This window comes from Calothrix sp. UHCC 0171 (assembly GCF_034931845.1).
Lineage (GTDB): Bacteria > Cyanobacteriota > Cyanobacteriia > Cyanobacteriales > Nostocaceae > Brunnivagina.
In genome coordinates this window covers 22,297-47,682 of the sequence record NZ_JAYGHN010000018.1, presented here as the reverse complement: position 1 = coordinate 47,682, position 25,386 = coordinate 22,297, and the positions used below count along the sequence as shown (strand labels likewise).

Genomic DNA, 25,386 nt, shown 5'->3' with positions numbered 1-25,386 from the left:
CAGAAAGAAGCCTCTCACCTCCCTATCGGGTAGGCGATGAGATGAATTTTATCAGGGGTAAGAATTGAGTGGATATTCTCACCCCTCTAAATTTGGTTTGTTGTTGTTTATACTTGTTTATACCTTAAGATTGATTGCGGCGAAGACGATCAATTTCCCTCTGTAAATCTTCTAATTGACGGCGAAGTTGTTCAGCTTCAGTGTTTGTACTATTACTAGTATTACTACCATTCTCCTGAGCTTCAACATCAACAGCACCTTCCGCAGGATTACGCATGTAATTGCCTTGACGTATTTGTTGATACTCTGTAGAAGTTGCCCACTCGCGGATGTATTGCGATCGCTCGACTGGGAAAGGATGACTTTGCATTGAGCCAAGTAACCCTGTATACATCATAAATTTATATATTTGATTAAGTCCATCTTCGTCGAGGGCTTGATAATCTTCCGACTGTTTAATAAACCCCTGTAAGTGGCACTCATTGGCAAATTTGTTACTGCCACCACTAATTTTCATCATAGTTGTCATCACTATATTCACATCTTCCACCACCAAGAGGGCTGCGCGATCGGCTGATAACTCTGCTTTCCTTCGCCACTCATAGAAGGCAAGTAGCAAACCCTGACTGACAAAATTACCGATACCGAAAGTTAACTCGCCAATAGCGGTGGCAGCACGACTCGCCCATATCGCCATTTGAATTAGAATAGTATGACCACATTTAATATGCCCCAGTTCATGGGCTAACACCGCCCTAATTTCGGCTTCGCTAAGTAAGTCAAGAATCCCTGTATTGATGACAATGTAAGGATGTTCTTTTCCCAAAGCATAGCTATTTGCTTGGGGATTTTGTTCAACAAACAGTGTTGGCTCTGGATAAATATCCAAATCCCGCACACATTCGCGAAACATATGGTAGATAGTGGAGTATTGACGAGGTCCAACTTGGATGGTGTTGCCCATTAGATAAACTAGCTGAGGACGTTCGGCAAAAAATTCCACAAATTTACGCGCTACGAAATCGAACCCTGGTAAACTGCGAAGGGCTTGTTCGGCTTGTCGATCTAGGGGATGTCGGAATGCTTCGCTGGAAATTCCTGTATAAGTTGCCATAATGCAATTTGTTAGTTGTTAATGGTTAGTGGTTAATCGGTAATAGTTAATGAGTAATGGGTACTAGTTAATCGGCAATGGAGAATAGGTAATGGGTAATAGGGCTTACGTGGCTAGTGTAACAACTACTAACCCATAATCACCAACCAATAACCCACACCTCATCACCGACAACTAATATCCAAATACCCAATGAGTAAACATCGTTTTGTATGGGACTGAAAGCGTGTGATTGAGGCAGAAGTTCACTTGTCATTACATAACTTCCTACGATCGCAAACGGGTTTTCCGGCTTGGCACCATCATTTAACAATGGCGCGGTTGGTGGCACGGGCATTGCGTGTAGGACGTAGCGCCCTGATTCAAGTGGGCGCAGTTTGCGGTTATCAGGGACGGTATCGCACTAGTTTTGTGGCATCAGCCCTGATGTGGCGAGCAGGAGTGGTGATTGTTGCCCCAGAAGCCATACAGCAACGTTTGTTAAAAGTTGAAATTCCTCGCCTGCAACAATGGCTACAAGTCAACAAACCGATTAGAACTGGTGATGCTTGGGTAGGTGATGATTTCCAAGGAATACTGATAACTTCTCCCACAGCTTGGTTACAGGCACAACTAAGTAATAGTCATGCTTTTCCCCCAGATATCCCGACAATTATTGATGGTGTTGATGATTTGGAAGATTGGGTACGCGATCGCCTGACGGTGACATTAGAACCGCAAGATTGGGAAGAATTGCTGCTGGCATGTCCCGAAAATGGTGAAATTATTCGTAATGCCCGCGTTGATTTAGGTAGCAAAATCTTACAACATCCTGCCAATCCCTATGAATGTTATTTAATTGCCGATAAAGAAATTGAAATATTACAACGTTTATATTCAGTCTTAAATATTACTTGCCTGCCCGATAATTGGCAAAATTTCTATCACCAATTCCAACATCTTTCTCCCCTTCCCTTACTATGGACTACTATCAGTCGCATTCACGGTTCATTTTCCTTACATTGTGTCCCCGTTGAATTGGGTAAATACCTGGAACCAATTTGGCAAAGACAACCTGTAGTCTTAATTGGCGCTACTTTAGAACCGGAAACCGAAGCCCCCTTATTTCGGGAGCGTCTGGGTTTGGGGGATGTGACTTGTTTAAAATTTGCAGCCGACAACCAAAGCGAAGCCATTCAACTTTACGTACCCTACAATTTGCCTTTACCCAATACACCGGAATTTCGTGCTGCCTTTATTCATCAGGTGCGTACCTTGGTTTGTCTGAGTGCCACAGCACCCGGATTGACAGTCATTTTAGTGGGGGATGTACCCCTCAAAGCCCAAATTGGTGCAATTTTGGCATCCGAATTTGGTTCGCGGGTACAAGTCGAAAAAACTTGCCTGGATGAAAACGGGATTTTGGTGACAGGTTGGGAATTTTGGCGCGAAAACCATAGCGTTTTACCTGCACCGCAATTGATGGTAATTGCCACATTACCCCTACCATCCTTAGAAAATCCCCTAGTCGCCGGTCGAGTCGCCCATTACAAGCGATCGCATCAGGATTGGTTTCGGTTGTATTTGTTACCAACTGCTGTGAATGAATTGCAACGAGCGATCGCACCTGCACGCGAAAGCAAAGCTGTAGTGGCTTTACTGGATAGTCGGGTCGTTAACCGCAGTTATGGTGCCCAAATCCTCAGTACACTTACTCCCTTTGCTCGGATTAATTACCTCGATCCAAATTTATTTAATAACTCTCTTGAATAATTCCGAATGGGGTGTAGATATCTTGCTTGCGTGGGCAAGATGTTATACCATTTCACGAAAAATCTGATACAGATGTAAATCCTGAAAGCTTTGCTGCATCTAAGTTTTTTAATTGCGTTAGCGAAGCTCTTCCGAAGGAAGCATTGCGACTTGCGAATTGTGAATTGGTATTAGCCCTACGGACAAACCATGCGAATGTACTACAATTTTTACTTGATGCCTAAAAGACCATTTATGGAGTAAATATTAAGGATAGTCACGCAGGGAGAAACCCAGTTTCTCATCAAAAAGTCAGATGATTCTCGATACTTAAATCCAAGAAACCGGGTTTCTTTAGTCTTAAGGTTTATTTTATACATAACCTCTAAGACACCACGTCTCCACAAATATTTTGGGTTTGCTCGTAAAACTATAAGCTTCTAATCAATTGAAATAGATTGAGGACCTGATGTCCTACCATTCTGTGTATCAGAAGTATTAGCAGCGTTAGTATTTACACCAAGTTGCTGGTTGAGCCAGCTTTTTACCGGATCATCTGCAAGACTAAGTTTCAGCGCCCCAGAAACAAAGCCACCCATAAAAGATGCTGGGTGTTGGGCAAATTGTTTAAATATTGGTGTTAATTCATCAAGGAACATTTTGAGCCTGCTTTTTGTAGGTTTCTCAATTTATCTTAATGATTTTACGAGAATTAGGTGTCAGGAGATAGGGAGAGGGGGAGATGGGGAGAGGGGGAGATAGGGAGAGGGGGAGAGTGGGAGATGGGGAGATGGGGAGATGGGGAGACACAAATAAAATTTTCTATTTTTCTATATATCTCCTTGTCCCCGCGTCCCCACGTCACCACGTCACCACGTCCCCGCGTCCCCGCGTCCCCCTCAAGTCTCCTTTAATTGGGACTTTGTTCAGGCATCATGCACTTGTCAGAGTCACAACCTGCTGGTCCAGCTTCCGACATTTCCCCAAAGTCGTAACGGCTTAAAACTGTGTGGAAATCATCGGTTTTACGGCGCATTTCGACTTCCTTACTTAACTTTTCGTACCGTTCCTTGGAAATTGGCTCGAACGGTAAACGGGGGAAGGTTTGGAGGTCGTCAAAACGTGCTAAAAGTGCTGCACTCATATAACCTTCGTCATCACGGATGGCTTCGTAAATACGGGTTCCTAAAAGTTCGATTTCATTTTCCCGCAATTCGATAGTCGCAGAGGTGTTGTGTGTGACGTAAAACTGCTGCACCTGCATGTAAAAATCCATTTGTGCCAAGGCATTGAATTTACTGATGTCAATGGTGTCCGCACCGGGTAAATCTGCCCAAGATACAGCAACGGGAATCTCCACTAACCATTCAGTACAGCGTGGATCGAATGGGTCATTAAGTAAATTGCCTTTTTCATCTTTGTCTGACTGGGAAGGTACAATATTATACCCATATTCCAAACATGCCAGGGCTACAGGATCATTTTTACGGCAGGTAATGCGGCGGAGGAAACGCTGTGATTTTGGTGGATGCCATCCAGGAGAAGCACCTGTGAGTAGGGATTTTGTGCCGCTAGGTTGGACTGTGGTGCAACGGTTAGGACGTTTAAACCCGTGGCGATCGCAATATTCCCACACTACACGATGGACTATATCTTTCCACCGGGTGAGATATTCTTGTTCTTGGTGTTTAAAGGCGAGTCCTTGGGGTGTTTTTGGTCTGCCTTGTTCCCACCAGCGCAACCACTCGACACCAAAAGCATGAACAAAAAAGTCAAATAAACCGGTGAAGGAGACACCAACGATGGGATCGATTTCGCGGCTGTATTGGTAGCGAGGTTCGATGAATTGATGGTGTAATAGGGCAGCAACAGATAATGCGCCGGCTGTGAATGCTTCTTCTTGTTCTCTATGGTTGTCGGGATCAATTTGGTTTAGGTGTATTTCCGAAAGATTACAGTGGAAATTAGCACCAATGATTTCTCCACAGGGATTTAGCCCAAAACGTCCCAAACGATGCTCTAATTCTCGCTCTTCAAGATGGGGATATTTTTCTTGTAGCCATTCCCTAGCTTTCCCTTGTTCGTAAATCTTGAGAAAATCGGTTTTCAGTTCTTTGGTTGCCAGCAAATCACAATTCGCGCGGGCGATCGCTTCTCCAGCCCATTGAATTGCCCCTTCACCACTGTAATATTGTTTGCGAACTGCGTCCAAACATTCTTCGAGAGTCGGTTTGCGATGAAATACCCTGGTGTGGTTTGCCATTCGCAAAGCATCACGTTCGGGATCGATGCTCCAGTTGCCTTCGGCATCTTGCTGCCAGAGATTTGATTTTGCATCCGCAAAGGAAGTATCATCGCTTGCCCCTTGCCTCATGCCAGCTGATCTGCGGATATTACCAGCAACGATACAGACTGCTGCTTGGTCAATTAATAAACAGCATTCTACGGAGTTTAATTGTCTACCGATCGCTTTGTTGAGGATATTTGCACATTTGGTATAGAGTTCCGGCAATTTAACCGGATTCGCCACACCGCCAAAGCCCTTTAAGGTTTCTCCGGCTTGACGCACATCGCTGAGGTTAACGTTAACTTGAATTTCACCTGTAAAGCGTTCATCGGTAGAAAGCTCTAGTAATATTTGATACGACTTAACCCAACCTTGACGGCTGTCACCAACGTAGATAGTGACTTGATTACCTTCAATTTTAACTTCAGTTTCCTCCCGACGCTCGTTTATGGGAGTTGCACCAATTTCACCTTGTAAAATTACCTGAATATGATTACGGATAACAGGAAGTTTATTAATATACTTCGGTTCTAAAATAGCTCCGGTTCCGCACCCCATCATTGCCAAGTCCATCATTAAACCAAAGGCTTTCCAGTCTTCGAGGTTGGTAGAGGTGCAATTGTAACCACCAGAAAAGTTCTTAGGCTTGCTAATCCAGTCGGTTCCCCCCACCCATAACCAGCGTCCACTCGGTAATGCTTTCAAATTGCGCTCTGTTCGTGCCAGAAGTTCGGCTTCTTGGGAAGTTAACTTGCCTAATTCTACTAACCCTTGGAGGGTGCGATCGCACACTTTTTCCCAAGTTTCCCTTGTACCATCGGCATGACGACGGCTGTAGGTTCTAAAAAAGACGGGATTAGCGGCTGGGGCAGTTTCGGGGAACTCAGCACTAGAAATACGTTTGCGTTCAAGCTCTCGAACCATAACTTGTTGCTCAGGGACTTTACTTTTCACAGATTAAGAATATACGTCAACTGGCGGCAGGAAAAAAGGATTGCAAAATGTCGGAATATACGCTCTACCGCCATGGGTACTCACTTGGCTGTATAATTAATATTTGTTATGTCTTGGTTATGACATTGGCTCCTTGGCGTTCTCCTTTGAGTCGGGCACTGCATCGCGATCACAGTAAACCGGAATCTCGTTATTTTCAGTTGGCAACTGTACAAGCCAATGGCTACCCTGCAAATCGTACTGTTGTGTTTCGTGGTTTTCTCAATGACACGAACCAGTTAAAAATAATTACAGACAACCGTAGTCAGAAAATCGATCAGATTCAACAACAATCTTGGGCAGAGGCTTGCTGGTATTTCACAGGTACGCGGGAACAGTTTAGAATTGCTGGTAAATTAATTCTTGTTGATGCCAGTTGTGCTGATGTTGGCTTGCAAATGGCTCGTGTATCGACGTGGCAAGAACTTTCAGATAATGCTCGGATTCAGTTTACTTGGGCGCATCCTGGGGAAAAACGAGCCAACCCAGAGGCTTTTTCTGCACCTGCCCCTGATGCGATCGCTCCTTTAGCTAATTTTTGTTTGCTATTACTTAATCCGGTGAAGGTTGACCATTTAAAATTGCGGGGTGAACCACAAAATCGCTATATATATATGCGAGATGAATATATACAAGATGACTTTAATCAGCAGCTAAATGATAATTGGTCTTGTGTGGAGATTAATCCTTAAAGTGCTGGGATAAGTTGATATTTCCGAGTAGAAAAATTGCAATTTCAAAGATTAGTAAATTAATTTTGTTATTGGTAATCCATTAAATTTATATAACTTGATTTCAGGATAAGCTGAGATAGGGTTTGTGATTTTACTTTGTTCAAATTTCAGCACAATTTATTGAATCCAATTGATACTTTTTCTGTTGTTACAGCTAAAACCAAGAATTGGGGGATTCTCCCCCAAACCCCCGATTGGGGGACGGTTGCGTCCCCCAAGCCCCCTCCAAATAAGAAATACAAAAATTTTGGGGTTCGATGAATTGCAAGGCTTCTTAATTCAAATTAAAGCAAACTCTTAACCCAAATTCAGGTTAGATAATAATAAAAATTGCTATTTTTACAATTAATAAACACAAATTCTTAATGATAGATTCTTAATGATACATTAAATAAAATCATCTTCAGTTTCTGCTTGAATAATGCTTGTTTTTAAATTATTCCAGTCTACTTGCAAGGCTTTTTGATTGGATAATAAACGACCTTGGGATAGATGTAAAATATTACCGTCTTGATTGGTGGAATGAGAGTAAAATTCTTGGAGCAGTTCTAATTGATGATTCACCATTATCACTGTGAGATTCTGGGTTTGGCTAAGTTGGGATAATATTTGCATGAGACGTTCTGCTGTACCAATATCCAATGCCGCAGTCGGTTCATCCAATAATAAAACTTGGGGTTGGATGACTAAAGCACGTGCGATCGCGCATAATTGTCTTTGTCCTAGTGAAAGCTGGAGTTCGTTTCTTCCCAAGCAATCATCTGATATTTGCAATTTTTCAATCCACCCATTCACCCGTTTTTGAATTTCTGATTTGGGTAGTTTTCGTAAGATTAAAGGATATGCTAATGCATCTTTAACTGTCATTCCCAACAATTTTGGTTCTTGGGGAACCAGTACAATCGAGGCGCGTAATTCTAATATGGGAATCTGTTGATAATCGCGATTCTGGAAATAAATTTTGCCGCTTGTCGGTTCACACAAACGGTTCAACAAGCGTAATAAAAAGGTTTTTCCGGCACCAGTTGCTCCCACAATAGTATTACAGGAACCCGCGATCGCTTCAAAGGAGATATCCTGTAATATTGAGTAACCAGGAATATTTTTCGCTTTGGCGTTTAACTTGGCGAATAAACTAACTTGTTCCAGACGAATTAAGGCTGTATTCCTGTCTAAATTAGTATTTAAATTAGTATCTAATATATCCAAGTTTATACTCCCAAAGCTGTAGCGATCGTCCATGCATCGATTAACAGCAACAGGATTGTAAATCCCAGTAAAATAGCATACATCCAAGGTTGGGCTAAGGGATAAACATTTGTTGTATCTATTCCCGTTTTTGCTTCGACAAAACTCAGGAGACGGGCGAATCCAGCTATCCGCATTGGCAGTAAATATGCTTTCCCTTCCTGGCTAAGAAAATAATAAACCAAACCTCCTTGCCCGGTACTGCGAGGTTTCAATTCTTTCACATCAGCCCAAGGTAGCGTCCAACCTTTGCGAAAAAAACGTGGAACCCAATTTGGATAAGTAACTTGTATCTCGCGATCGTCTACAATAACTCTTTCGGACAATGCTGCATATAGGGCGATAAAACCTAGCACAATGCCAGCCCAAAGTAGTGATGGTGGGGTTGGTGCTGCGGTTGCTTCTGCTAAAAATGGTAGTGGGACTGTGAGTGCAAGATATAAAGATAGTAGAGTAATCCGAATTAGCGGTGAAAGGCGAAATATTGCTGGTAATTTGGCTATCATGGTTTTCTTAATGAATAATTGCCTCAGCCTAGGGACTTTCGGGCAACATTGCTATACATATCTTCATAGTAGCCGGAAATTGATGATGATTTCTGGAGTGCGATCGCAAAATCATATTGTTAATTTAGCCAACAAAAAACCCCAACCACAAGTAATAACTTGGTGACTGAGGTAGAAGTTTAATCAGGGTGCATCTATATCTCTGTATCCATTACATGGCTAACTCCATCAGGAGAAAATTAGAAGAAGTTGCAGATATGCATATATTTGATGGATGACGAGATTTGATGTCAATGCACATGATGCTAATTTTGTCAACACCTATCTTGCAGCAGCATTCTCAACAAACCGTTAAAAACACTTTGGGATAACAGTGAATCCTGCCGTAATATCGTTTCTCCACAATCTGGCAACACATAAAATAAATCTCCGAGCCATCCACCAAAAACTGTTAATACTTCCTTTCCTGTGGTTGAAACATCCCCAGATTCACGGGAACATATTGAATATCAATTCCCGCAGGCGAATAATAGGCAAAGGTGTGGCGTAAAAAATTACTATCATCCCTCTGGGCATAATCCTCACGGAAGTGCGCTCCTCGGCTCTCCTGACGATTAAAGGCAGAATTCATAATTACTTGTCCAACCACCATTAAACTTCGTAATTCCAACGCTTCAACTAATTCTGTATTCCAATCTTTGCCCTTATCATCTAAATAAATTTGCGAGTATTGCTGTTGATATTCCTGGATTTTTTGCAAACCTTGCTCCATTAATTCCGCAGTCCGAAATACCCCACAATATTCAGTCATTGCGTCTTGGAAACCTTGACGAACTTGATTAATCCGTAATTTTCCGGGTTGCTCGATTAGGGATTGAATTTCTTGCTTGGCTTCATTAATATACTTCTGCTCATTAATTGTCGGTAACTTGCGATTTTCGACATAACGGGCAATACTTGCTCCGGCTCTTTTGCCATAAACAACACATTCCAACAGCGAGTTACTACCGAGACGATTGGCTCCGTGAACCGATACACAAGAAGTCTCCCCTGCGGAAAAGAACCCTTCCACAACACCATCAGCACCACTGCGAACTTGGCAGTCAGTATTTACTGGAATACCACCCATACAGTAGTGAATGGTGGGACGTACGGGCATGGGTTGGGTGACGGCATCCACTCCTACTAATCTGTGTGCTTCTTCCCAACAAAAGGGGACACGACTCATGATTTTCTCCTTACCCATGTGTCGCAAATCCAGATATACAAAAGGTCCTCCAGCACTACCATCAGAGTTTACACCACGTCCAGCACGAATTTCATAGGCGATCGCTCTTGATGTAATATCCCTGGGTGCAAGTTCCATGCGGCTGGGGGCGTATCTTGCCATGAATCTTTCGCCTTCAGAGTTAATTAGATACGCACCTTCTCCCCGTACAGCCTCCGATATCAATACACCGACGGGATACAACCCTGTGGGGTGAAACTGCACAAATTCCATATCTTCCAAGGGTAAACCAGCCTGTGCAGTCATCGCTAAACCATCGCCTGCCGATGCATAATCATTGGAAGTGGTGTTATAAACGCGACCATAGCCCCCAGTGGCAAACATCACAGCTTTTGCCCGCACAACTTCTAGATGCCCGTCCTGAATGCGGAACATCACAACACCCTTGGCTACGCCTGCTTCTAATATCAGGCGCATTACGTACCACTCTTGATAAACTTTTACACCGTTGCGTCTGAGATTATTAACTAATTCGTGTAAAATTGCATGTCCGGTTTTATCGGCAGCGTAACAGGTGCGGTTGTGGGAATGCCCACCAAAGGCACGTTGGGCAATTCTACCATCGGGAAGACGGGAAAAAAGCACTCCCATATGTTCCAAGTCAATGACGACATTAGGGGCTTCTTGAGTCAAAATTGCAACCGCATCTTGATCAGCTAAATAATCTGAACCTTTGACGGTATCGAATGCATGTGCTTCCCAACTATCTTCGGGATCAACATTTTTTAAACTTGCAGCCATTCCCCCCTGGGCGGCTACAGAGTGCGATCGAATTGGGTGGGTTTTGGCAACTACGGCAACATTCAAACTGGGGTTAGTACGGGCTATTTCCACCGCCGCACGACATCCAGCCAATCCACCACCAACAATAATTACATCATGTTCAAGCATAATTTAGTATTTTAAGTAATTTGGTATACGAATATTAAGTCTATTTGATCGAGGTATTAAAGAGACAAGGGAAACATCTGACAATACTTCCCCGCGTCTTCTTCCCCACGCCCATTTAAAAAACCCTGCCAACTTGACAAGGTTCTAATATTACAAATATTAAACTTCTACTTATTTAATTGGTTGCTTGTACAGGTTGTTGTTGAGAAACGTTACCAGGTATTGGCTGCATTTTTGTCCCCGGTTCAAAGGGCATTACTTCAATATGATTTAATAAGGTGGTGACGAAAGCAAAAAGTAAAAATGGTAACGATAGCAATACAACTAGTCCAACTGTTACTAAAGCATAAACTGGTCTTCTCGCACCCATCAGTGCTAGTGCAGCAGCTAAACTGACGGTGATAGTAATCAACCAAACGATGATTTGACCGTAAATATCACCAAAGGTTAGGGTGCAGACAAACCGATATTTTTGAATATTATTCATGATATTTGCCTCGATTTTTTCCTTAATTCCTACATTAGAACCAGGTTTTTTATTTTGACGATTTCTAAATATTTTTGAAACAATCGTAACATTACTTCATAAACAAGATAAGAGTCATGAAGGGGAAAGCTTTATGAATTTATTGCCATCGGATTTGAGGATTAAGTATTATTGCTTGATTTTTAGGTGCAGGTAATAGCAAGAAAGCTTAAATAGGAAAGAGATATTTGTATATATGTGAGTGATGATTTTTTTGATAAACTTACTGATTATTCCCCAGAAATTTGACATAAAATACTTCTTTTTCTCGCACCATCCAATTCAAAAAACAAAATAGATTGATAAGTTCCCAATCCTAGTTCTCCATCCAGAATTGGGACAATTTCACTATTATTCAGCATCATTGCCATCAAATGGGAATGAGCATTAATCGGCTCATCGGCTGGAATATTAGGTCTTAAATGTAAGTCATTATGTAAATATTTATCACTTTCTGGTGCTAATTTTCGTAAAAATACCTTGATATCTTCCAGTAGTCTTTCTTCATTTTCATTAATCGCTAGTGCAGTAGTTGTATGGCGAGAAAAGATTAATACTTGACCATTTCGGATGGGAGTCAATCTAATCACTGCCTCAATATGCTGGGTAATATTATGTATATTAATACCGGGCAAAGTTTCGATTTCGATAAATTTATTAAAAATTGCCATAGGTGGGATGGTATAAATATTAGTCAGTTTGATAACTATCAAAGCATAACAAAAATTGATTATAAAACTGAATATATTTCCTGCTCAAATTTACTTGTTCATCACTACTTAATTTTACACAGTAGCGTGAGAGACGATTTATAAAGTAAATATTAAGGATAGTCGCACAGGGAGAAACCCGGTTTCTCATGAAAAAGTCAGATGATGCTCGATAATTAAATCCAAGAAACCGGGTTTCTTTAGTCTTAAGGTTTACTTTATATATAACCTCTAGACTCAAAGAACTCTAACTTAAATAAATTCTAGCTCTAGCAATTTATGCAATTTGCGCTCCCAACCCAATACAACTTCTTGCCACGTTTTTACAGGTTGGCAAGTGTTAGTGTCCTTTCCAACATGATGGTTCCCCTGGCTGGTTTGGTTGATATTGCTTTCTTAGGACATTTAGCCGATATTCGCCATTTAGCTGGTGTTATCTTAGCTACTATCCTCTTTGATTACCTCTACCGCGTCCTCAAATTTTTGCGTGCGAGTACAAATGCAATTACTGCCCAGGCTGTGGGATTAGACGACTCGCAAGCTGTGCTTCTGGCGGGGTTGCGGAGTGGTTTAATTGCCTTGGGTATTGGTTTGATGATTCTGCTATTGCAATATCCTTTACAGAAAATTGGCTTTATGATTTTAAGTGGTTCCCCGGAGATTGAAGCTTCTGGTGTGGACTATTTTTACGCTCGCATTTGGGCTGCACCTGCTGTTTTACTCAACTTTGTGTTAATTGGTTGGTTTTTGGGGCGGGAAATGAATGCTGTGGTGTTGTTAATGTCCCTCATCGGTAATGGTTCTAATGTTGGTTTAGATTACTTGATGATAGTCAAATTTGGTTGGGAGAGTATGGGTGCGGGATTAGCCACAGCGATTAGTCAATACTTAGCATTGGTAGTTGGTTTAATTTGGGTTTGCTGGAGTATTGATTGGAGAGTTTTACCCAGTGCGGTAAAAGAACTTTTTGATTGGGCAGCCTTGAAAGATACTGTTGTTTTAAAAAGTAATATTTTAATTAGATTTATAGTCCTAATTACTACTTATGCAATTTTTACAAATCTCAGCGCCGCAATGGGAACAAATGTCTTGGCTGAAAATGGTTTGTTATTGCAAATAGCTTTATTTAGTCAATTCACTATTCAAGGTGTGGGTTTAACAACTCAAACTCTCACAGGAAACTTTAAAGTCAAGGGAAGTAAAGAGCAATTTTTACCACTATTAGTAATTTCCATATTAACTAGTTTAGTAATTGCGATCGCCATTGCATTTATCACTATTTTTTACCCGGATTTTGTGTTTGGACTTTTAACCAATCATCCAGAAATTAATCAAAGTATAACTAGATATACAATCTGGTTATTGCCGCTTTTGGGATTAACTGCGATCGCATTTATGTTAGAAGGATATTTTATTGGTTTGAAGGAAGCTGTGACTCTGCGGAATGCTGTCTTAGTTGCTTTTACTTGCGGATTTATCCCTTTTGCTGTCACTGCATCGTATCTCCACAACAATCACTTTTTATGGATGGGTTTGGTAGGTTATATGGTAATGATTATTCTGGGATTGGGAATATATTTGCCATCTACTTTGGTTGAGGAAAATCAAATTCAAAGTGAAATACTTCCCAATTCGTAATGATAATTTTTGCAAGATATTAATTTTAATTTTCATACAGGTAAGTCAAGTAATTTTGCCTGGTATTAAAGGTTATGTATCAAGTAAACCTTAAGACTAAAAAAACCGGTTTCTGGGATTTAAGTATCGAGCATCATCTGACTTTTTCATGAAAAACTAGGTTTCTCCCTGCTCGACTATCCTTAATATTTACTTTATAAATGGTCTCTGAGGACATATTCATTAATGCTTAAATTTACATGAATTATGATTTTTATACCTAACCTAAACTAGCAAATACACTGGTAAGTTGATGTTTGGCGTAGCAAAATAAGTAAATCCCCATACAATCAACCTTTTAGCAAAACCCATGAATTTACTGCACATATTTCCACGGGTATATCTCCGGCAAAAACCAATTCAAAAACTAATATTTATTTGTCTTATCTGTCTCTGGGCAATTTTTGCTTCTGCATCCCCGCATCTGATTGCCGCAATTAATTCTCCCACAATTACTATCAATATTCGCCCACAAGGTAAACTAATAACCAATAAATTTGCTGGTGTGAATGCTTGGTATTATTTAACTCACTGGGATTCTACCGCAGTCAATCAACCCGCTAATTATTTTGCGACAAATTACCCCTATGTAAAATATGTATCTCTCTACACGGCAACAGGTGGATGTAGTTTAGATGCTGGGAAAGCTCAACCACAAGGATGTGACGGCACACGAGATTTATTGAAAGACGCAAATAATCCCAATCAAGGTTTTAATTTTGACCCACTCGATAGAGCAATTCGTAATGTTCTCAAACAGGGTTTAAAACCAATTATTAAAACAGGAAATATTCCTTGTGTTTATAGTCGCGACTGTCAAGCGGGAAAATTTGCTTTAAATACTCGTTTACCTAGCGACTGGCAAGGTTATTACAAATATATTTACGATATTGCCAGACATATGGTGGACACTTACGGGATGCAAGAGGTGAAAACCTGGAGATGGGGAATGGGTTCGGAAATTAATAATCCTGACTGGTTTACTGATGGCAAAGGTAATACAACGACAAAACAAGCTGTGTTTAAGCTGTATGACTATACTGTGGCTGCGCTTCAAGCTGCTTTAGGGAGAAGTAATTTAATTGTTGGTTCCCATATTGCGCCGGAGTTGGGTTGGAATGGACTGGAATTTATTGATCATTGTGGCAAAGGCAAAAACTATTATTCTGGAAAAAGGGGTACACAACTAAATTTTTTGGGATTTAGTGCTTATCAAGGGGGGAATTCTGGGAAAAATGCTGGTATTTTACGACGACGTGCAGAAGTAAATGGATTAAAGAATCTGAAGTTGCAAATTGATGAAGGGATAGATATTTTAGGCAGTGATGGTAAGCAAACAAGCGGTGATTTGGGTTCGACTTATAGTGCTTCTGCTTACGCTATGGTGTTTAAAAATATGCTCGACTATAATATCGATTTTTGGTCAAGATGGAATACTTCGTCAAATGGTTTTTGGGATGGGGTACATTCTGTCGGTTCTAATGTGGCGATGCTTACGAATCAAATGACGGGAGACAGACAATTACCTGTACAAGTGAGGGGAAAGACAAGTCAAAACAATATCATTAATGCTGTTGCTGGCTATAATCCCAAAAAGAGAACTTTGCATGTACTGGCATTTAACCATAATCCGAATGTGAAAGCCACAAGCCGTGAAAAACCAACAATTAGCATGAGAGGTTTGCCTGTACGCGGGAAAAATATTACGGTGAAGCAATGGTTGATTGATGATAAGAACGCTCAATATTGGTGGCAATGGCAGCAAGATGCGGCGAAACAAGGAATTGGAGATAGTGCATATGCCCGATTTTCCAAAGATAGTAGTGCGGTTCAGGAAGCACTTTCGGATACAAATGCACGTAATTTTTTCACGAGCCGCGTACCCAAGTATCGCCAGCTTGCCGCTTTGAAATCCACTCAGTCACAAGTAAAAATGTCGGGCAATACAATACGACTTTCGCCGAATTTAGAGCATCATGCCGTGGTTTTATATGAGATTGGCAATATTTAGGTTTAGTTTTTAACCTGAGTTCGTGTGAAAACAAGTTTTGAGTGGGATGTATTAAAAGAATCTTGCAATAATTGATACATTAGTAGATAATCAGCGAAAATTTAGAACGCAAGCACAGAGGGGCATGTGACTCGCAAGACTTTGACTTGTTTGCTGACATCAGCAATACCTGTTTTTTTTGAAGACACACTATCTATGCAATTTTATAGTTGCAGTCAATGTTGAATTGGTAGGAAAGTCAATCTTTAAAAACTTCAAAAGTTCCAAATTTATACATATAGTCCCAGTTATTTTCAGATTCACATTTGCAATCCCAAAGGAGGTAGTCAGATGTCTTGCAAACAGACAACTTCTTTATCCGCGATCGCGGTATTATTTAGTTTGACTGCTGTGGTTTCCCCAGTAGTCGCTCAATCACCAAGTCCGAACACAAGCTTTCCAGTACCAAAAAACGTTCCCAATGGCACAGTTGTGCGGGTGAATAGTTCCAGTAGCATGGCGAAAATTAATCAAGCGCTAGCAAAAAAGTTTAAGAATCAGTATTCGGGAGCGAATCTTAAAGTCACCTATGCTGGTACGAATGCAGCATTAAAGGCTGTTTTAGATGGTAAATCAGATTTGGCACAAAGTTCTCCAGGGAATAGTACAAATTCCAATAATTCCGACAGTCAATTTCCTTGGTGGTTATTATTGATACCCTTCCTGGGAGGATTACTGTGGTGGGTAATGAAAGGTATTGGCTCCCCAGCAGCAGTTGCACCAGTTGTAGGTGTCACCGAAACCACTGGCAATAGTCGCCTTGTTCTCACTCCTCGTAACAGCAACGAAGGTTATGCATATTGGGAAATACCCAAAAATCTCCAGGAAGAATGGCGACGGCAAGGAAAACGGGGAATGAAATTGCGTTTGTATGATGTTACCAATGTCGATGATGCAGATTTACAAAATCAAACTCTGGTTGGAGAATACAACTGTTCAGAGGAAGCACCAGATTTACATCTGGGGATACCTGCAACTAACCGTGATTATGCAGCAGAAATTGGTTACAATCTCAATGATAACCAATGGTTAAAGGTTGCACGTTCCCAAAGAGTGAATGTTCCGGCATTTTTAGAGAATAATGCTTTAACTAGTGAAGAAGAACTTCAAGCAAGTTTGCTTTGGGATGATGTAAATGCGACGACTCTGAGAACCACATCTATCCCAGAATCCAATACAATAATTGCCAATACAGATATAAACACAGACACAAATATATTCTCCGATTTCCCCGGAGTAATCACAGCAACTGTCACAGCACTTGGAGGAACATCCTCACTGGGCTTTTTCAGCAAAAATCGCCAATCTGAAACCACAAACCCAGCAACTGATACAAGTCAGGTAATTCTCGTACCCCGCACTGCCGATAGTGCTTATGCATACTGGGAGCTTTCCCAGGCACGGAAAGAAGAATTGCACAGCCAAGGTGATAGAAAGCTATTTCTGAAATTATACGAGACAACAGATGTTGATTTAGATACACAAAAATTAGCGGCAATACAGGAATATGCATGTAATTTAGATCATGATTTCCACCTAAGTATTCCCGCCAGCGATCGCGATTATCTCGTAGAAATTGGTTACATTCAAGATGATGGTAGTTGGTTGCAAATCGCCCACTCGGAACCCGTACGAGTATCTTCGACGATGACGGAATTAAGTGGAAGTCATTCGCCATCGAAATTATCACTTGAAGCTATCAAATTTGCAGCCAATGACTTGGTGAACAGTATTACTCACAACGAACCTGAAAATAGTGCGGCAAACTTCACAGAAAGCCGGAGTAGAAGCTTTTCAGATTGGATAGGGGAAACAACAAAAACAGTTGGAAACAAGCTTGCAGTTGGTACAGCAGCAGTTACAGGGGTAGGAATCGCAACCCATGCATTGTTTGAGAAAACAGGGTTGTTGCCCAATACAGAAAACCCAGAAAACCCAGAAACCTCAGAAAAAACGATAATTTACCCGCTCACAACCAAAAGACAATGCCAAATAATTCTCGTACCCCGTAACTCCAAAAATGCTTATGCATATTGGGAAGTTTCCGAGGATTACAAACAAGTTGCCCGTAACCAAGGTGGCAGTAAATTTGCCCTGCGAGTTCACGACGCAACCAACCTAGATATTGACACCCAAGAACCCCACGCCACCCAAGAATACTTGTGCCACGAAAGCGAATTTGATCAACATATCGCCATTCCCCTGTGCGATCGCGATTATATCGCTGAAGTTGGCTATTACACACCAAATAATCGCTGGATTAGAATTATTCGTTCTTTCCATGTTCGTGTACCGATGGAGATGTAGAAAAATTCGCCATACCAGAAATTCTTAATTCATCTCATGTTTGGCTAATCACTTACAATTAAAATTTCTCTGCGTCTCTAAGTCTCCGTGTCAGTCTTCATAATAAGTATTCAACCGGACACAATATCAATACTCACCACTGATTACTTAAATAATTGGAAACTTCCCATGAGCATTTTTTTTGATCTTCTCAGTGCAATTAACAACCCCAATCAGCAAGCCAATGTTTCCCAACTACAAAGCATTATCTCCTCAGTCCAAAATTTGACGGCGAATCAAGGCATCAATAATTCCCAACTGCAAAGCATTATATCTATCGTGGGTGAGCAAATTCGTCCCGCGCTCCAACAGCAACAAGCAATCATTGGTAAAGGTAGATTAGAGAACTTGGTGAGCCAAGTTGTCACCTCTGGCGCAGGCGGAAGTGCATTTCAATCCCTATTCTCACCTCAATTAATGCAGCAAATTGCCGAAACTGTCACTCAAAAAACAGGTGTAAATCTCAGTGTTGTGCAATCCGTAATAGCTACTATTACATCTACAGCACTAAGTTTATTAGAAATGGGCGCTCCTCAAACTGGTGCTTGGGGAACATCCAACCCATTACTAAATTCATTCCTAGACACAGATAATGATGATGATACTGACTTAGGGAATGTGATGAAATTTGCCAATCGTTTCCTGAATCCTGCATCTTCATAATAGATACAGGACTTACGCAAGGACTACGCATTAACGTCATTGCGACGTAAGGAAGCAATCTCAAAGTCTCGTTTTCTCGTTACGATTACGTAAGTCCTAAGATAATCAGAGTCTGCTTTTCCCGGATTTCTCAAATAGTCAGTAGTCAGAAAATAAACTGATAATTTTATTGAGAGGTTATGTATAAAGTAAACCTTAACACCAAAGAAACCCGGTTTCTTGGATTTAAGTATCGAGCATCATCTGACTTTTTGATGAGAAACCGGGTTTTTCCCTGTGCGACTATCCTTAATATTTACTTTATAAATTAGTCTCTTAGCGTCAGCTTCCAAAAAATACACAAATTTAATTCTGGCTGCTGACTCCTAAATTCACTTGCGAATAATTGCCGAATTTCATATCAATTGGTCTGATTAAAAACCCTTCTGGTAGAGTTGGCAAATAAGTTGCAGCATCAGTTAAAAAACTACCACACCAGGGACAATGCTGATATAAATATTTTGCATCTAAGGCATGATGAGGATGTGGATTCAAGCATTTAATGTTGGAGCAAATAATCATATATTGTAATGATTGGGAAATTGATGTAACTCTAATTTCTGTTTTTCCCAAACTAATTAAACTACCTTCACACAATAAAACTTCTCCATCATTAATGATTTTACTATCCACGATCGCAGGACGACTCGCTTTTGTATGTTTCCGTAAATAAAAGTTTTTTTCTTGAGATTTGAAAATGATTTCTGCCTGTAAGCGCGAACAAGTTGTATCATCTGGATTCAAGATAATATTACATTCTGGATTCCGACCGAAAATCATACTTGGAGGCTGTTTTCTCGAAAGTTCAACAATGACTTTCTGAACTATAGTTTTACCTTTGTCGTGCCATTCTAATGTGAGTTCGTACACCGCCTATTCCTAAGTAATATATTGAAGGTTCAATATCAAATTTATAGTCCAATACAGTTCAGTTAAGAATGTAAATCAACTACCACAAACAAAACAGATTGACTGTTGTCGGAAGCAATTCCTTAAAAAAATTATGTTTTACAAATCTTCTATATTTCGGAAACACCTTTAGATATGCAAAAAGTGGGCGACTCAGAAATTTATCTATATCCAACTTTACTCCGCTTGAAACGCGCAATTAATTGCCAATTCAGCATGTTTTTGTAAAATTGTGCGTTCCAGTAACTCGACAGAATATTGAGGAGTGCTGGCTAACAAATTTTCAACTCGCATTTTCGCACTTTCCACAATTGACTCATCCAAACTACCACTCTTCATAGATTCGCAAAAATCACGAGCGATCGCAATAGTTCTTTCGACTGAAGAAGAGGGTAAATTACGGGATACCATCAATAAATCACAGCCAGCATTAAAAGTCTGTGCCACCGTTCCCGGTTTTTCATACATATCCGCAACAGCCTTCATATCCAAATCGTCGGAAACAATTACCCCCGCAAATCCCAATTCCTGCCGCAATATCCCCGTTAATATTTTTCTAGATAAAGTTGCTGGCACATTTGCATCTATCTGCGGGAAGAGAATATGTGCAGTCATCACCATTGGCACTTGAGCCGCAATTAAAGTTTGGAAAGGAATCAACTCGCGGTTTTGTAATTCCTCTTTCGTGAGATTGAGTACAGGTAATTCCAAATGGGAATCGCTGCTAGTATCACCATGTCCAGGAAAATGCTTGGCACAACCAATTACCCCCCCATCTCGTAAACCTGCCAAATATTCGCCAGCAAATGCCCCTGCCGATGCGGGAGTCACTCCCATTGCTCTGTTTCCGATAATGGGATTACTGGGGTTGGAGTAAATATCAGCAACAGGCGACCAAGAAACATTAATACCCATAGATTTTAGTTCGATCGCGGCGGCAAAAGCAACTTCCCTGGCATGGGACTCAAGTAAATATGCTTCGGGAAAACGAGTAATTGGGGATGGGGGGCGATGCACTCTGCCACCTTCATGATCGAGTGTCATAAACATGCGATCGCGTTCCGTATATTCACGGATTTGGGCATTTAATTCCTTCAGGGTTTGTAACCAAACTTCGTAGTGAGTGCCAGTTTGGAAGTTTTTACCGTAGAAAACAATGCCAATGGGTTTGAGTAGGCTCAGTAGTCTTTTATCATCTTCGTTTAATTTGGTTCCGGAAATGCCAATGAGTAAGTGGTTCCCGAAAGCCGCAAGCTGCTGTGAAACTGCCATATATTTTTCCCGGCGTATAAAGACGTATAAAAAGTCAGAATTACAGAATTCAGGATACCTCTTTGTTTACCTTTTATTCACAGGCTGTAAAAAGTTCGTCCTCTTCCCTACTAATAGTGTTACTCTGGAAAGGATTGCCTAGCAAAAATTACGGTTATGAAAAAAGTCGTCGTTGGTCTTTCTGGCGGCGTTGACAGCTCAACAGCAGCCGCACTTCTCCACAATCAAGGCTATGAAGTCATTGGTTTGACCCTTTGGTTAATGAAAGGCAAGGGTCAATGTTGCTCTGAAGGTATGGTAGATGCAGCGAAAATTTGCGAACAGCTAGGTGTTCCCCATCACGTTGTCGATATCCGTGAGGTGTTTCAAACATACATTGTTGATTATTTGGTAACGGGTTACAGCGCGGGTATTACCCCTTTACCTTGTTCACAGTGTAATAAAGCGGTGAAATTTGGTCCGATGCTCAATTACGCTAAGGAAAATTTGGACTGTGACAAAATTGCCACCGGACATTATGCTCGGATTAACTGGAATGCAGATACAGGAAGATACGAACTCCTCCGTGCCTTCGACAGAAACAAAGACCAAACCTATTTTCTGTATGATTTGGCACAAGATATACTCTCATCGGTAGTGTTTCCCCTGGGTGAATTGCAAAAATCTGATACCCGGCGTATTGCTGCCGAACAAGACTTAGAAACCGCCGATAAACCGGAAAGTCAAGATTTATGTCTTGTGGAAAGTAACGGTTCCATGCGGGCTTTTCTCGATAAATATCTTGCCCCCAAGGAAGGTGAAATTGTCGATGTCGATGGCAAAATCCTGGGTAAGCATGATGGTATCCACCACTACACAATTGGACAACGTAAAGGTTTAGGAATTGCGGCGGCGGAACCGTTGTATGTTATTTCTATCGATGCAGTCAATAATCGGGTGGTTGTCGGAGACAGAACCAAAGCCACAAAGCCGGAATGTACAGTCAATCGGGTGAATTGGGTAGCGATCGCAGCACCAGAGAGTCCCATTCGTGCCGAAGTCCAAGTACGGTATCGAACAAAACCTGTACCCGTGACAATAATACCCTTGACAAATTCCCGCGTGCGGATTGTGTTTGATGAGCCGCAGTTTAGCATTACACCTGGACAAGCGGCAGTGTGGTATGACGGGGAAAAGGTTCTTGGTGGTGGCATCATCGAGCAATTCACTTAAACTATTTTCGCAAAGATTTTGTTCTCCACGTACCAACATTTTGATAAGTTAGTACATATATCGAAACAATCCTATTGCGATCGCACACAGGAAATGACATTGAGCCACCAGAAACAAGCCATTGCACCCCACGGAGGGGAGTTAGTCAACCGCATCGCCACCCCAGCCCAAAGAGAAGAATTTCTCTCGAAAGCTGATTATTTACCATCTGTGCAACTAGATGAACGTGCTGTATCAGACCTAGAAATGATTGCCATTGGGGGTTTTAGCCCCCTCACAGGCTTCATGAATCAAGCGGATTACAACGGTGTTGTCGAAGATATGCACCTTGCTAATGGTACAGCTTGGTCAATCCCTGTAACTCTATCGGTAACGGAGGATATCGCCGCATCTCTGAAGGAAGGTAGTTATGTTCGCTTAAATAACCCCGCAGGTAAGTATATTGGGGTATTACACCTGACGGAAAAGTATACATACGACAAACAACGCGAAGCTATCAAAGTTTACCGTACCGATGAAGAGAAACATCCTGGTGTCAAAGTCCTTTACAACCAAGGTGCAATACATTTAGCTGGTGACGTACTCCTTTTCCAACGCGGCGCACATCCCCTATTTCCAAAATACCAAATTGACCCTGTCGCATCGCGGCAAATGTTCGCAGAGAAAGGTTGGCGAACTATAGTTGGTTTCCAAACCCGCAACCCCATCCACCGTGCCCATGAGTATATCCAAAAATGCGCCATGGAAACCGTTGATGGCTTGTTTTTACATCCTTTGGTGGGCGCAACCAAAGAAGATGATATTCCTGCTGATGTGCGGATGCGCTGCTACGAAATTTTGTTAGAAAATCACTACCCCAAAGAGCGGGTGATTCTGGCGATTAACCCCGCAGCAATGCGATATGCTGGTCCCAGAGAAGCAATTTTCCATGCTCTGGTTCGCAAAAATTACGGCTGTACCCATTTTATCGTCGGACGTGACCATGCCGGAGTTGGCGATTACTATGGAACCTACGACGCACAGTATATTTTTGATGAGTTTGCGCCTGGGGAATTGGGTATTACTCCGATGATGTTTGAACACGCATTCTATTGTTTGCGTACCAAACAAATGGCAACTACCAAGACTAGTCCGAGTACACCGGAAGAGCGGGTGCATCTATCGGGTACGAAGGTGCGGGAAATGTTGCGTCGTGGTGAGCTACCGCCTCCTGAGTTTTCTCGTCCGGAAGTTGCAGCCGAGTTAGCAAGGGCAATGCAAGTACCAATACCTGTTTAATCAGGTTATGAGGTGGATTGGGAGAGGTTGAGATTTCTGGAGAGGATGGTACTGGTAAATCGGGGGTGGACATCTCTCTACTTTTGTAATACTGAGTTCTTAATCTCCCAAACACCAATCAAAATATAATTTTATAATTCTTGTTTCTATTTAACATTTCGGAAAAAATTTCCTGGCAAGATTCCCGGAAAATTCTAAATGTCATAACCCTGCACTTGTTTGCCTAAAACATGATTAAAAACCTTATTTGGCAGGTGTTATAGCTTTAATAAGCAAGCTCTAACTAGTCCTCACCAAATTTAATCCTGATTAATTCCATAGCAAAAACGACCAATTAAAGGTTTACTTTCTTGCATTAATCTATCTGTACTGGCTTTTAATCCTTTTAAAAATACTTCTAAATTAAAAGTTTTCCAATCTGCATTTGTATTATTATCAGAACTCCACTCTTTCCACCATTTTTCTGGCTCTATACCCTTAGCTTTCGCATCAACTACAAAATAGTAAAATCCAGGTTCTGGAAAAATACCAGGTTTAATTTTGGTAACGAATTTCAAATTATTCTGATTATCTTTTTGCCATTGACTTAATTCCAAAGCCTTTGCCAATTCTGGCTTATCTTGTAGTTTTCTGTCGAGTGTATTAAAAATCTGAGTCTTAGTTTCAGTTTCAATATTATTAGCTTGCTGTGAAGCAACTTCACTGAACGGAAGAGATGTATTATTGTAAGTTTTTACTGGAACAGTATAGTTAATGATTACTTCATCTTTTGATGTCTGGCTCACTTCAAAAAGATGTATTTTCTTTTGATTTACCTCTATTCGAGGGTTGCTGACTGATAGTATTTGTGTTGCAGAATTTTCTGGCTGTATTTTTGGAGTGCTATCAACGAATGATAATTCTTGCATCAGAAAATTAGGCGAGAAAATAGTTATTTGACTATCTTCTGGTAAGTTTTTACTTTCCTTGATTTTATTAAAATAATATGAGATATCACTATATTGACCAAGGAAAATCACATAAAAAGGTCTAAACTCTTTGATTGCTTTACCTTGAGCATCATTAGTATTATACAAAAATGTATTATTTGTTGTATCTTCTGTATAAACCTTCCCGTTAAATTCACTTTTAATTGCTATTATACCAACGCTATAATTAGATTTAGCATCACTAAAATAACTACTCTCTATTTTTCGATTAATATTAGTAACATCTTCACGTCCTTGGTATAAATCAGTAATAATAACATTCAATTGATTTTCTTGAGCAGGAGAAATTGCATTTTCAATATTGACAGTTTTTAGTAACGGATAACTACTCCCATCATAAAACTTTTTCTGTTTCGCTTCCAAATACCCTTGACGACCAGTTGCAATTTTTTCAGCCTTCTCACCCAAACGATAATATTCTTCTTGGGATACATTTCGTTGTTTGGAACCAATAAATAATATTTGTTCTAGCGCATCTATGGTTTGAACATAACGGGTTTTGCTATTTGTCGGATGAGTTACATATCCTGCCATTGACGGGGTACCATCCACATACATGGATATCTTTAAAGGTGCTAAGAGTTCAGGAGGTGTAGGATTTTTTTGTGTTAAGTCACAAGCTAAATTTAACTGTGGATCTGGTACACATGCGGTAAAAAATAATGTGACGCAAAATCCTATTAATACAAATAATCGCCATTTTTTTTGATTCATTACAATTACAGATATTCACTTACTACACAATAATAAAATAAGAATTGAGGTATTTATAAATTGTAAGGTTAGCAGATTTAGTAAAAATATAAAAGCATTTACTATATAAGAAATACATATTTAATTAGTAATCGGATATTGAAGGTTTAGTTCAACATTGTTAACTCAATATTGATATATTGATTTTCCCACTGATATATCTAGACATA

General features: G+C 40.7%; 22 protein-coding genes. 10 read left to right on the top strand and 12 right to left on the bottom strand.

Features of this window, described 5'->3' with window-relative positions:
• Nucleotides 1-124 precede the first annotated feature (124 nt).
• Together VB733_RS15130 and VB733_RS15125 are read right to left on the bottom strand one after the other, a co-directional pair.
• The gene (locus VB733_RS15130; protein WP_323340885.1) at nucleotides 125-1,114 is read right to left on the bottom strand and encodes a M48 family metallopeptidase; all 990 of its coding nucleotides are present in this window, start codon (nucleotides 1,112-1,114) and stop codon (nucleotides 125-127) included.
• A gap of 139 nt (nucleotides 1,115-1,253) precedes the next feature.
• Nucleotides 1,254-1,445 (bottom strand): hypothetical protein, encoded by a 192-nt coding sequence (locus VB733_RS15125; RefSeq protein ID WP_323340884.1) that lies wholly within the window; start codon nucleotides 1,443-1,445, stop codon nucleotides 1,254-1,256.
• On the opposite strand from VB733_RS15125, the gene VB733_RS15120 reads away from it, so the two are divergent.
• Both VB733_RS15120 and VB733_RS15115 read left to right on the top strand, forming a co-directional pair.
• Nucleotides 1,427-2,866, top strand: coding sequence for a helicase C-terminal domain-containing protein (locus VB733_RS15120; protein ID WP_323340883.1), 1,440 nt, complete (start codon nucleotides 1,427-1,429; stop codon nucleotides 2,864-2,866). The genes VB733_RS15125 and VB733_RS15120 overlap by 19 nt on opposite strands.
• A gap of 26 nt (nucleotides 2,867-2,892) precedes the next feature.
• Entirely contained in the window at nucleotides 2,893-3,090 is a 198-nt protein-coding gene (locus tag VB733_RS15115; RefSeq protein WP_323340882.1) for a hypothetical protein, read from the top strand.
• 195 nt (nucleotides 3,091-3,285) lie between these two features.
• Here the strand turns inward: VB733_RS15115 and VB733_RS15110 are convergent, their stop codons facing one another.
• Both VB733_RS15110 and nrdJ read right to left on the bottom strand, forming a co-directional pair.
• Nucleotides 3,286-3,504, bottom strand: coding sequence for a hypothetical protein (locus VB733_RS15110; protein WP_323340881.1), 219 nt, complete (start codon nucleotides 3,502-3,504; stop codon nucleotides 3,286-3,288).
• 251 nt (nucleotides 3,505-3,755) lie between these two features.
• Nucleotides 3,756-6,056, bottom strand: a complete 2,301-nt coding sequence (nrdJ, locus tag VB733_RS15105; protein WP_323340880.1) for a ribonucleoside-triphosphate reductase, adenosylcobalamin-dependent — start codon at nucleotides 6,054-6,056, stop codon at nucleotides 3,756-3,758.
• 149 nt (nucleotides 6,057-6,205) lie between these two features.
• Between nrdJ and VB733_RS15100 the strand changes: the two genes are divergently transcribed.
• Entirely contained in the window at nucleotides 6,206-6,817 is a 612-nt protein-coding gene (locus tag VB733_RS15100) for an Npun_F5749 family FMN-dependent PPOX-type flavoprotein (protein WP_323340939.1), read from the top strand.
• A gap of 429 nt (nucleotides 6,818-7,246) precedes the next feature.
• On the opposite strand, the gene VB733_RS15095 is transcribed toward VB733_RS15100, so the two are convergent.
• Nucleotides 7,247-8,068 (bottom strand): ABC transporter ATP-binding protein, encoded by an 822-nt coding sequence (locus VB733_RS15095; RefSeq protein WP_323340879.1) that lies wholly within the window; start codon nucleotides 8,066-8,068, stop codon nucleotides 7,247-7,249.
• Nucleotides 8,069-8,070: 2 nt separating this feature from the next.
• Nucleotides 8,071-8,613: a hypothetical protein gene (locus tag VB733_RS15090; protein ID WP_096610004.1), complete on the bottom strand. Its 543-nt coding sequence runs from the start codon at nucleotides 8,611-8,613 to the stop codon at nucleotides 8,071-8,073.
• Between the two features lie 10 nt (nucleotides 8,614-8,623).
• Here VB733_RS15090 and VB733_RS15085 point away from each other — a divergent pair, with 10 nt between their 5' ends.
• Complete coding sequence (locus VB733_RS15085) at nucleotides 8,624-8,779, top strand: hypothetical protein (protein WP_323340878.1); 156 nt, start codon at nucleotides 8,624-8,626, stop codon at nucleotides 8,777-8,779.
• A gap of 285 nt (nucleotides 8,780-9,064) precedes the next feature.
• Here VB733_RS15085 and VB733_RS15080 read toward each other — a convergent pair whose 3' ends face one another.
• The 3 genes from VB733_RS15080 to VB733_RS15070 all read right to left on the bottom strand — a co-directional run bounded on the left by VB733_RS15080 (nucleotide 9,065) and on the right by VB733_RS15070 (nucleotide 11,989).
• A complete protein-coding gene (locus VB733_RS15080) occupies nucleotides 9,065-10,792 on the bottom strand; it encodes a succinate dehydrogenase/fumarate reductase flavoprotein subunit (RefSeq protein WP_323340877.1) in 1,728 nt (575 codons plus the stop codon).
• Between the two features lie 175 nt (nucleotides 10,793-10,967).
• Entirely contained in the window at nucleotides 10,968-11,279 is a 312-nt protein-coding gene (locus tag VB733_RS15075) for a hypothetical protein (RefSeq protein WP_096610000.1), read from the bottom strand.
• Between the two features lie 269 nt (nucleotides 11,280-11,548).
• A complete protein-coding gene (locus VB733_RS15070; protein WP_323340876.1) occupies nucleotides 11,549-11,989 on the bottom strand; it encodes a secondary thiamine-phosphate synthase enzyme YjbQ in 441 nt (146 codons plus the stop codon).
• 318 nt (nucleotides 11,990-12,307) lie between these two features.
• On the opposite strand from VB733_RS15070, the gene gntT reads away from it, so the two are divergent.
• The 4 genes from gntT (at nucleotide 12,308) to VB733_RS15050 (ending at nucleotide 18,764) form a co-directional block, all read left to right on the top strand.
• Nucleotides 12,308-13,666 carry a guanitoxin biosynthesis MATE family efflux transporter GntT gene (gene gntT, locus VB733_RS15065; protein ID WP_323340875.1) on the top strand — a complete coding sequence of 453 codons (1,359 nt, stop codon included), beginning with the start codon at nucleotides 12,308-12,310 and terminating at the stop codon, nucleotides 13,664-13,666.
• 349 nt (nucleotides 13,667-14,015) lie between these two features.
• Nucleotides 14,016-15,716: a GH39 family glycosyl hydrolase gene (locus VB733_RS15060; RefSeq protein ID WP_323340874.1), complete on the top strand. Its 1,701-nt coding sequence runs from the start codon at nucleotides 14,016-14,018 to the stop codon at nucleotides 15,714-15,716.
• Between the two features lie 330 nt (nucleotides 15,717-16,046).
• Complete coding sequence (locus tag VB733_RS15055; protein WP_323340873.1) at nucleotides 16,047-18,062, top strand: DUF4912 domain-containing protein; 2,016 nt, start codon at nucleotides 16,047-16,049, stop codon at nucleotides 18,060-18,062.
• 168 nt (nucleotides 18,063-18,230) lie between these two features.
• A complete protein-coding gene (locus tag VB733_RS15050) occupies nucleotides 18,231-18,764 on the top strand; it encodes a DUF937 domain-containing protein (protein WP_323340872.1) in 534 nt (177 codons plus the stop codon).
• 345 nt (nucleotides 18,765-19,109) lie between these two features.
• On the opposite strand, the gene VB733_RS15045 is transcribed toward VB733_RS15050, so the two are convergent.
• Both VB733_RS15045 and nagZ read right to left on the bottom strand, forming a co-directional pair.
• Nucleotides 19,110-19,673, bottom strand: a complete 564-nt coding sequence (locus tag VB733_RS15045) for an FHA domain-containing protein (protein WP_323340871.1) — start codon at nucleotides 19,671-19,673, stop codon at nucleotides 19,110-19,112.
• 216 nt (nucleotides 19,674-19,889) lie between these two features.
• Nucleotides 19,890-20,984, bottom strand: coding sequence for a beta-N-acetylhexosaminidase (gene nagZ / locus VB733_RS15040; RefSeq protein ID WP_323340870.1), 1,095 nt, complete (start codon nucleotides 20,982-20,984; stop codon nucleotides 19,890-19,892).
• A 156-nt stretch (nucleotides 20,985-21,140) separates the two neighbouring features.
• Here nagZ and mnmA point away from each other — a divergent pair, with 156 nt between their 5' ends.
• Nucleotides 21,141-22,196 (top strand): tRNA 2-thiouridine(34) synthase MnmA, encoded by a 1,056-nt coding sequence (gene mnmA, locus VB733_RS15035; protein WP_323340869.1) that lies wholly within the window; start codon nucleotides 21,141-21,143, stop codon nucleotides 22,194-22,196.
• A gap of 99 nt (nucleotides 22,197-22,295) precedes the next feature.
• The gene (gene sat, locus VB733_RS15030) at nucleotides 22,296-23,474 is read left to right on the top strand and encodes a sulfate adenylyltransferase (protein WP_323340938.1); all 1,179 of its coding nucleotides are present in this window, start codon (nucleotides 22,296-22,298) and stop codon (nucleotides 23,472-23,474) included.
• Nucleotides 23,475-23,773: 299 nt separating this feature from the next.
• On the opposite strand, the gene VB733_RS15025 is transcribed toward sat, so the two are convergent.
• Nucleotides 23,774-25,177: a hypothetical protein gene (locus VB733_RS15025; protein WP_323340868.1), complete on the bottom strand. Its 1,404-nt coding sequence runs from the start codon at nucleotides 25,175-25,177 to the stop codon at nucleotides 23,774-23,776.
• Nucleotides 25,178-25,386: the final 209 nt, after the last annotated feature.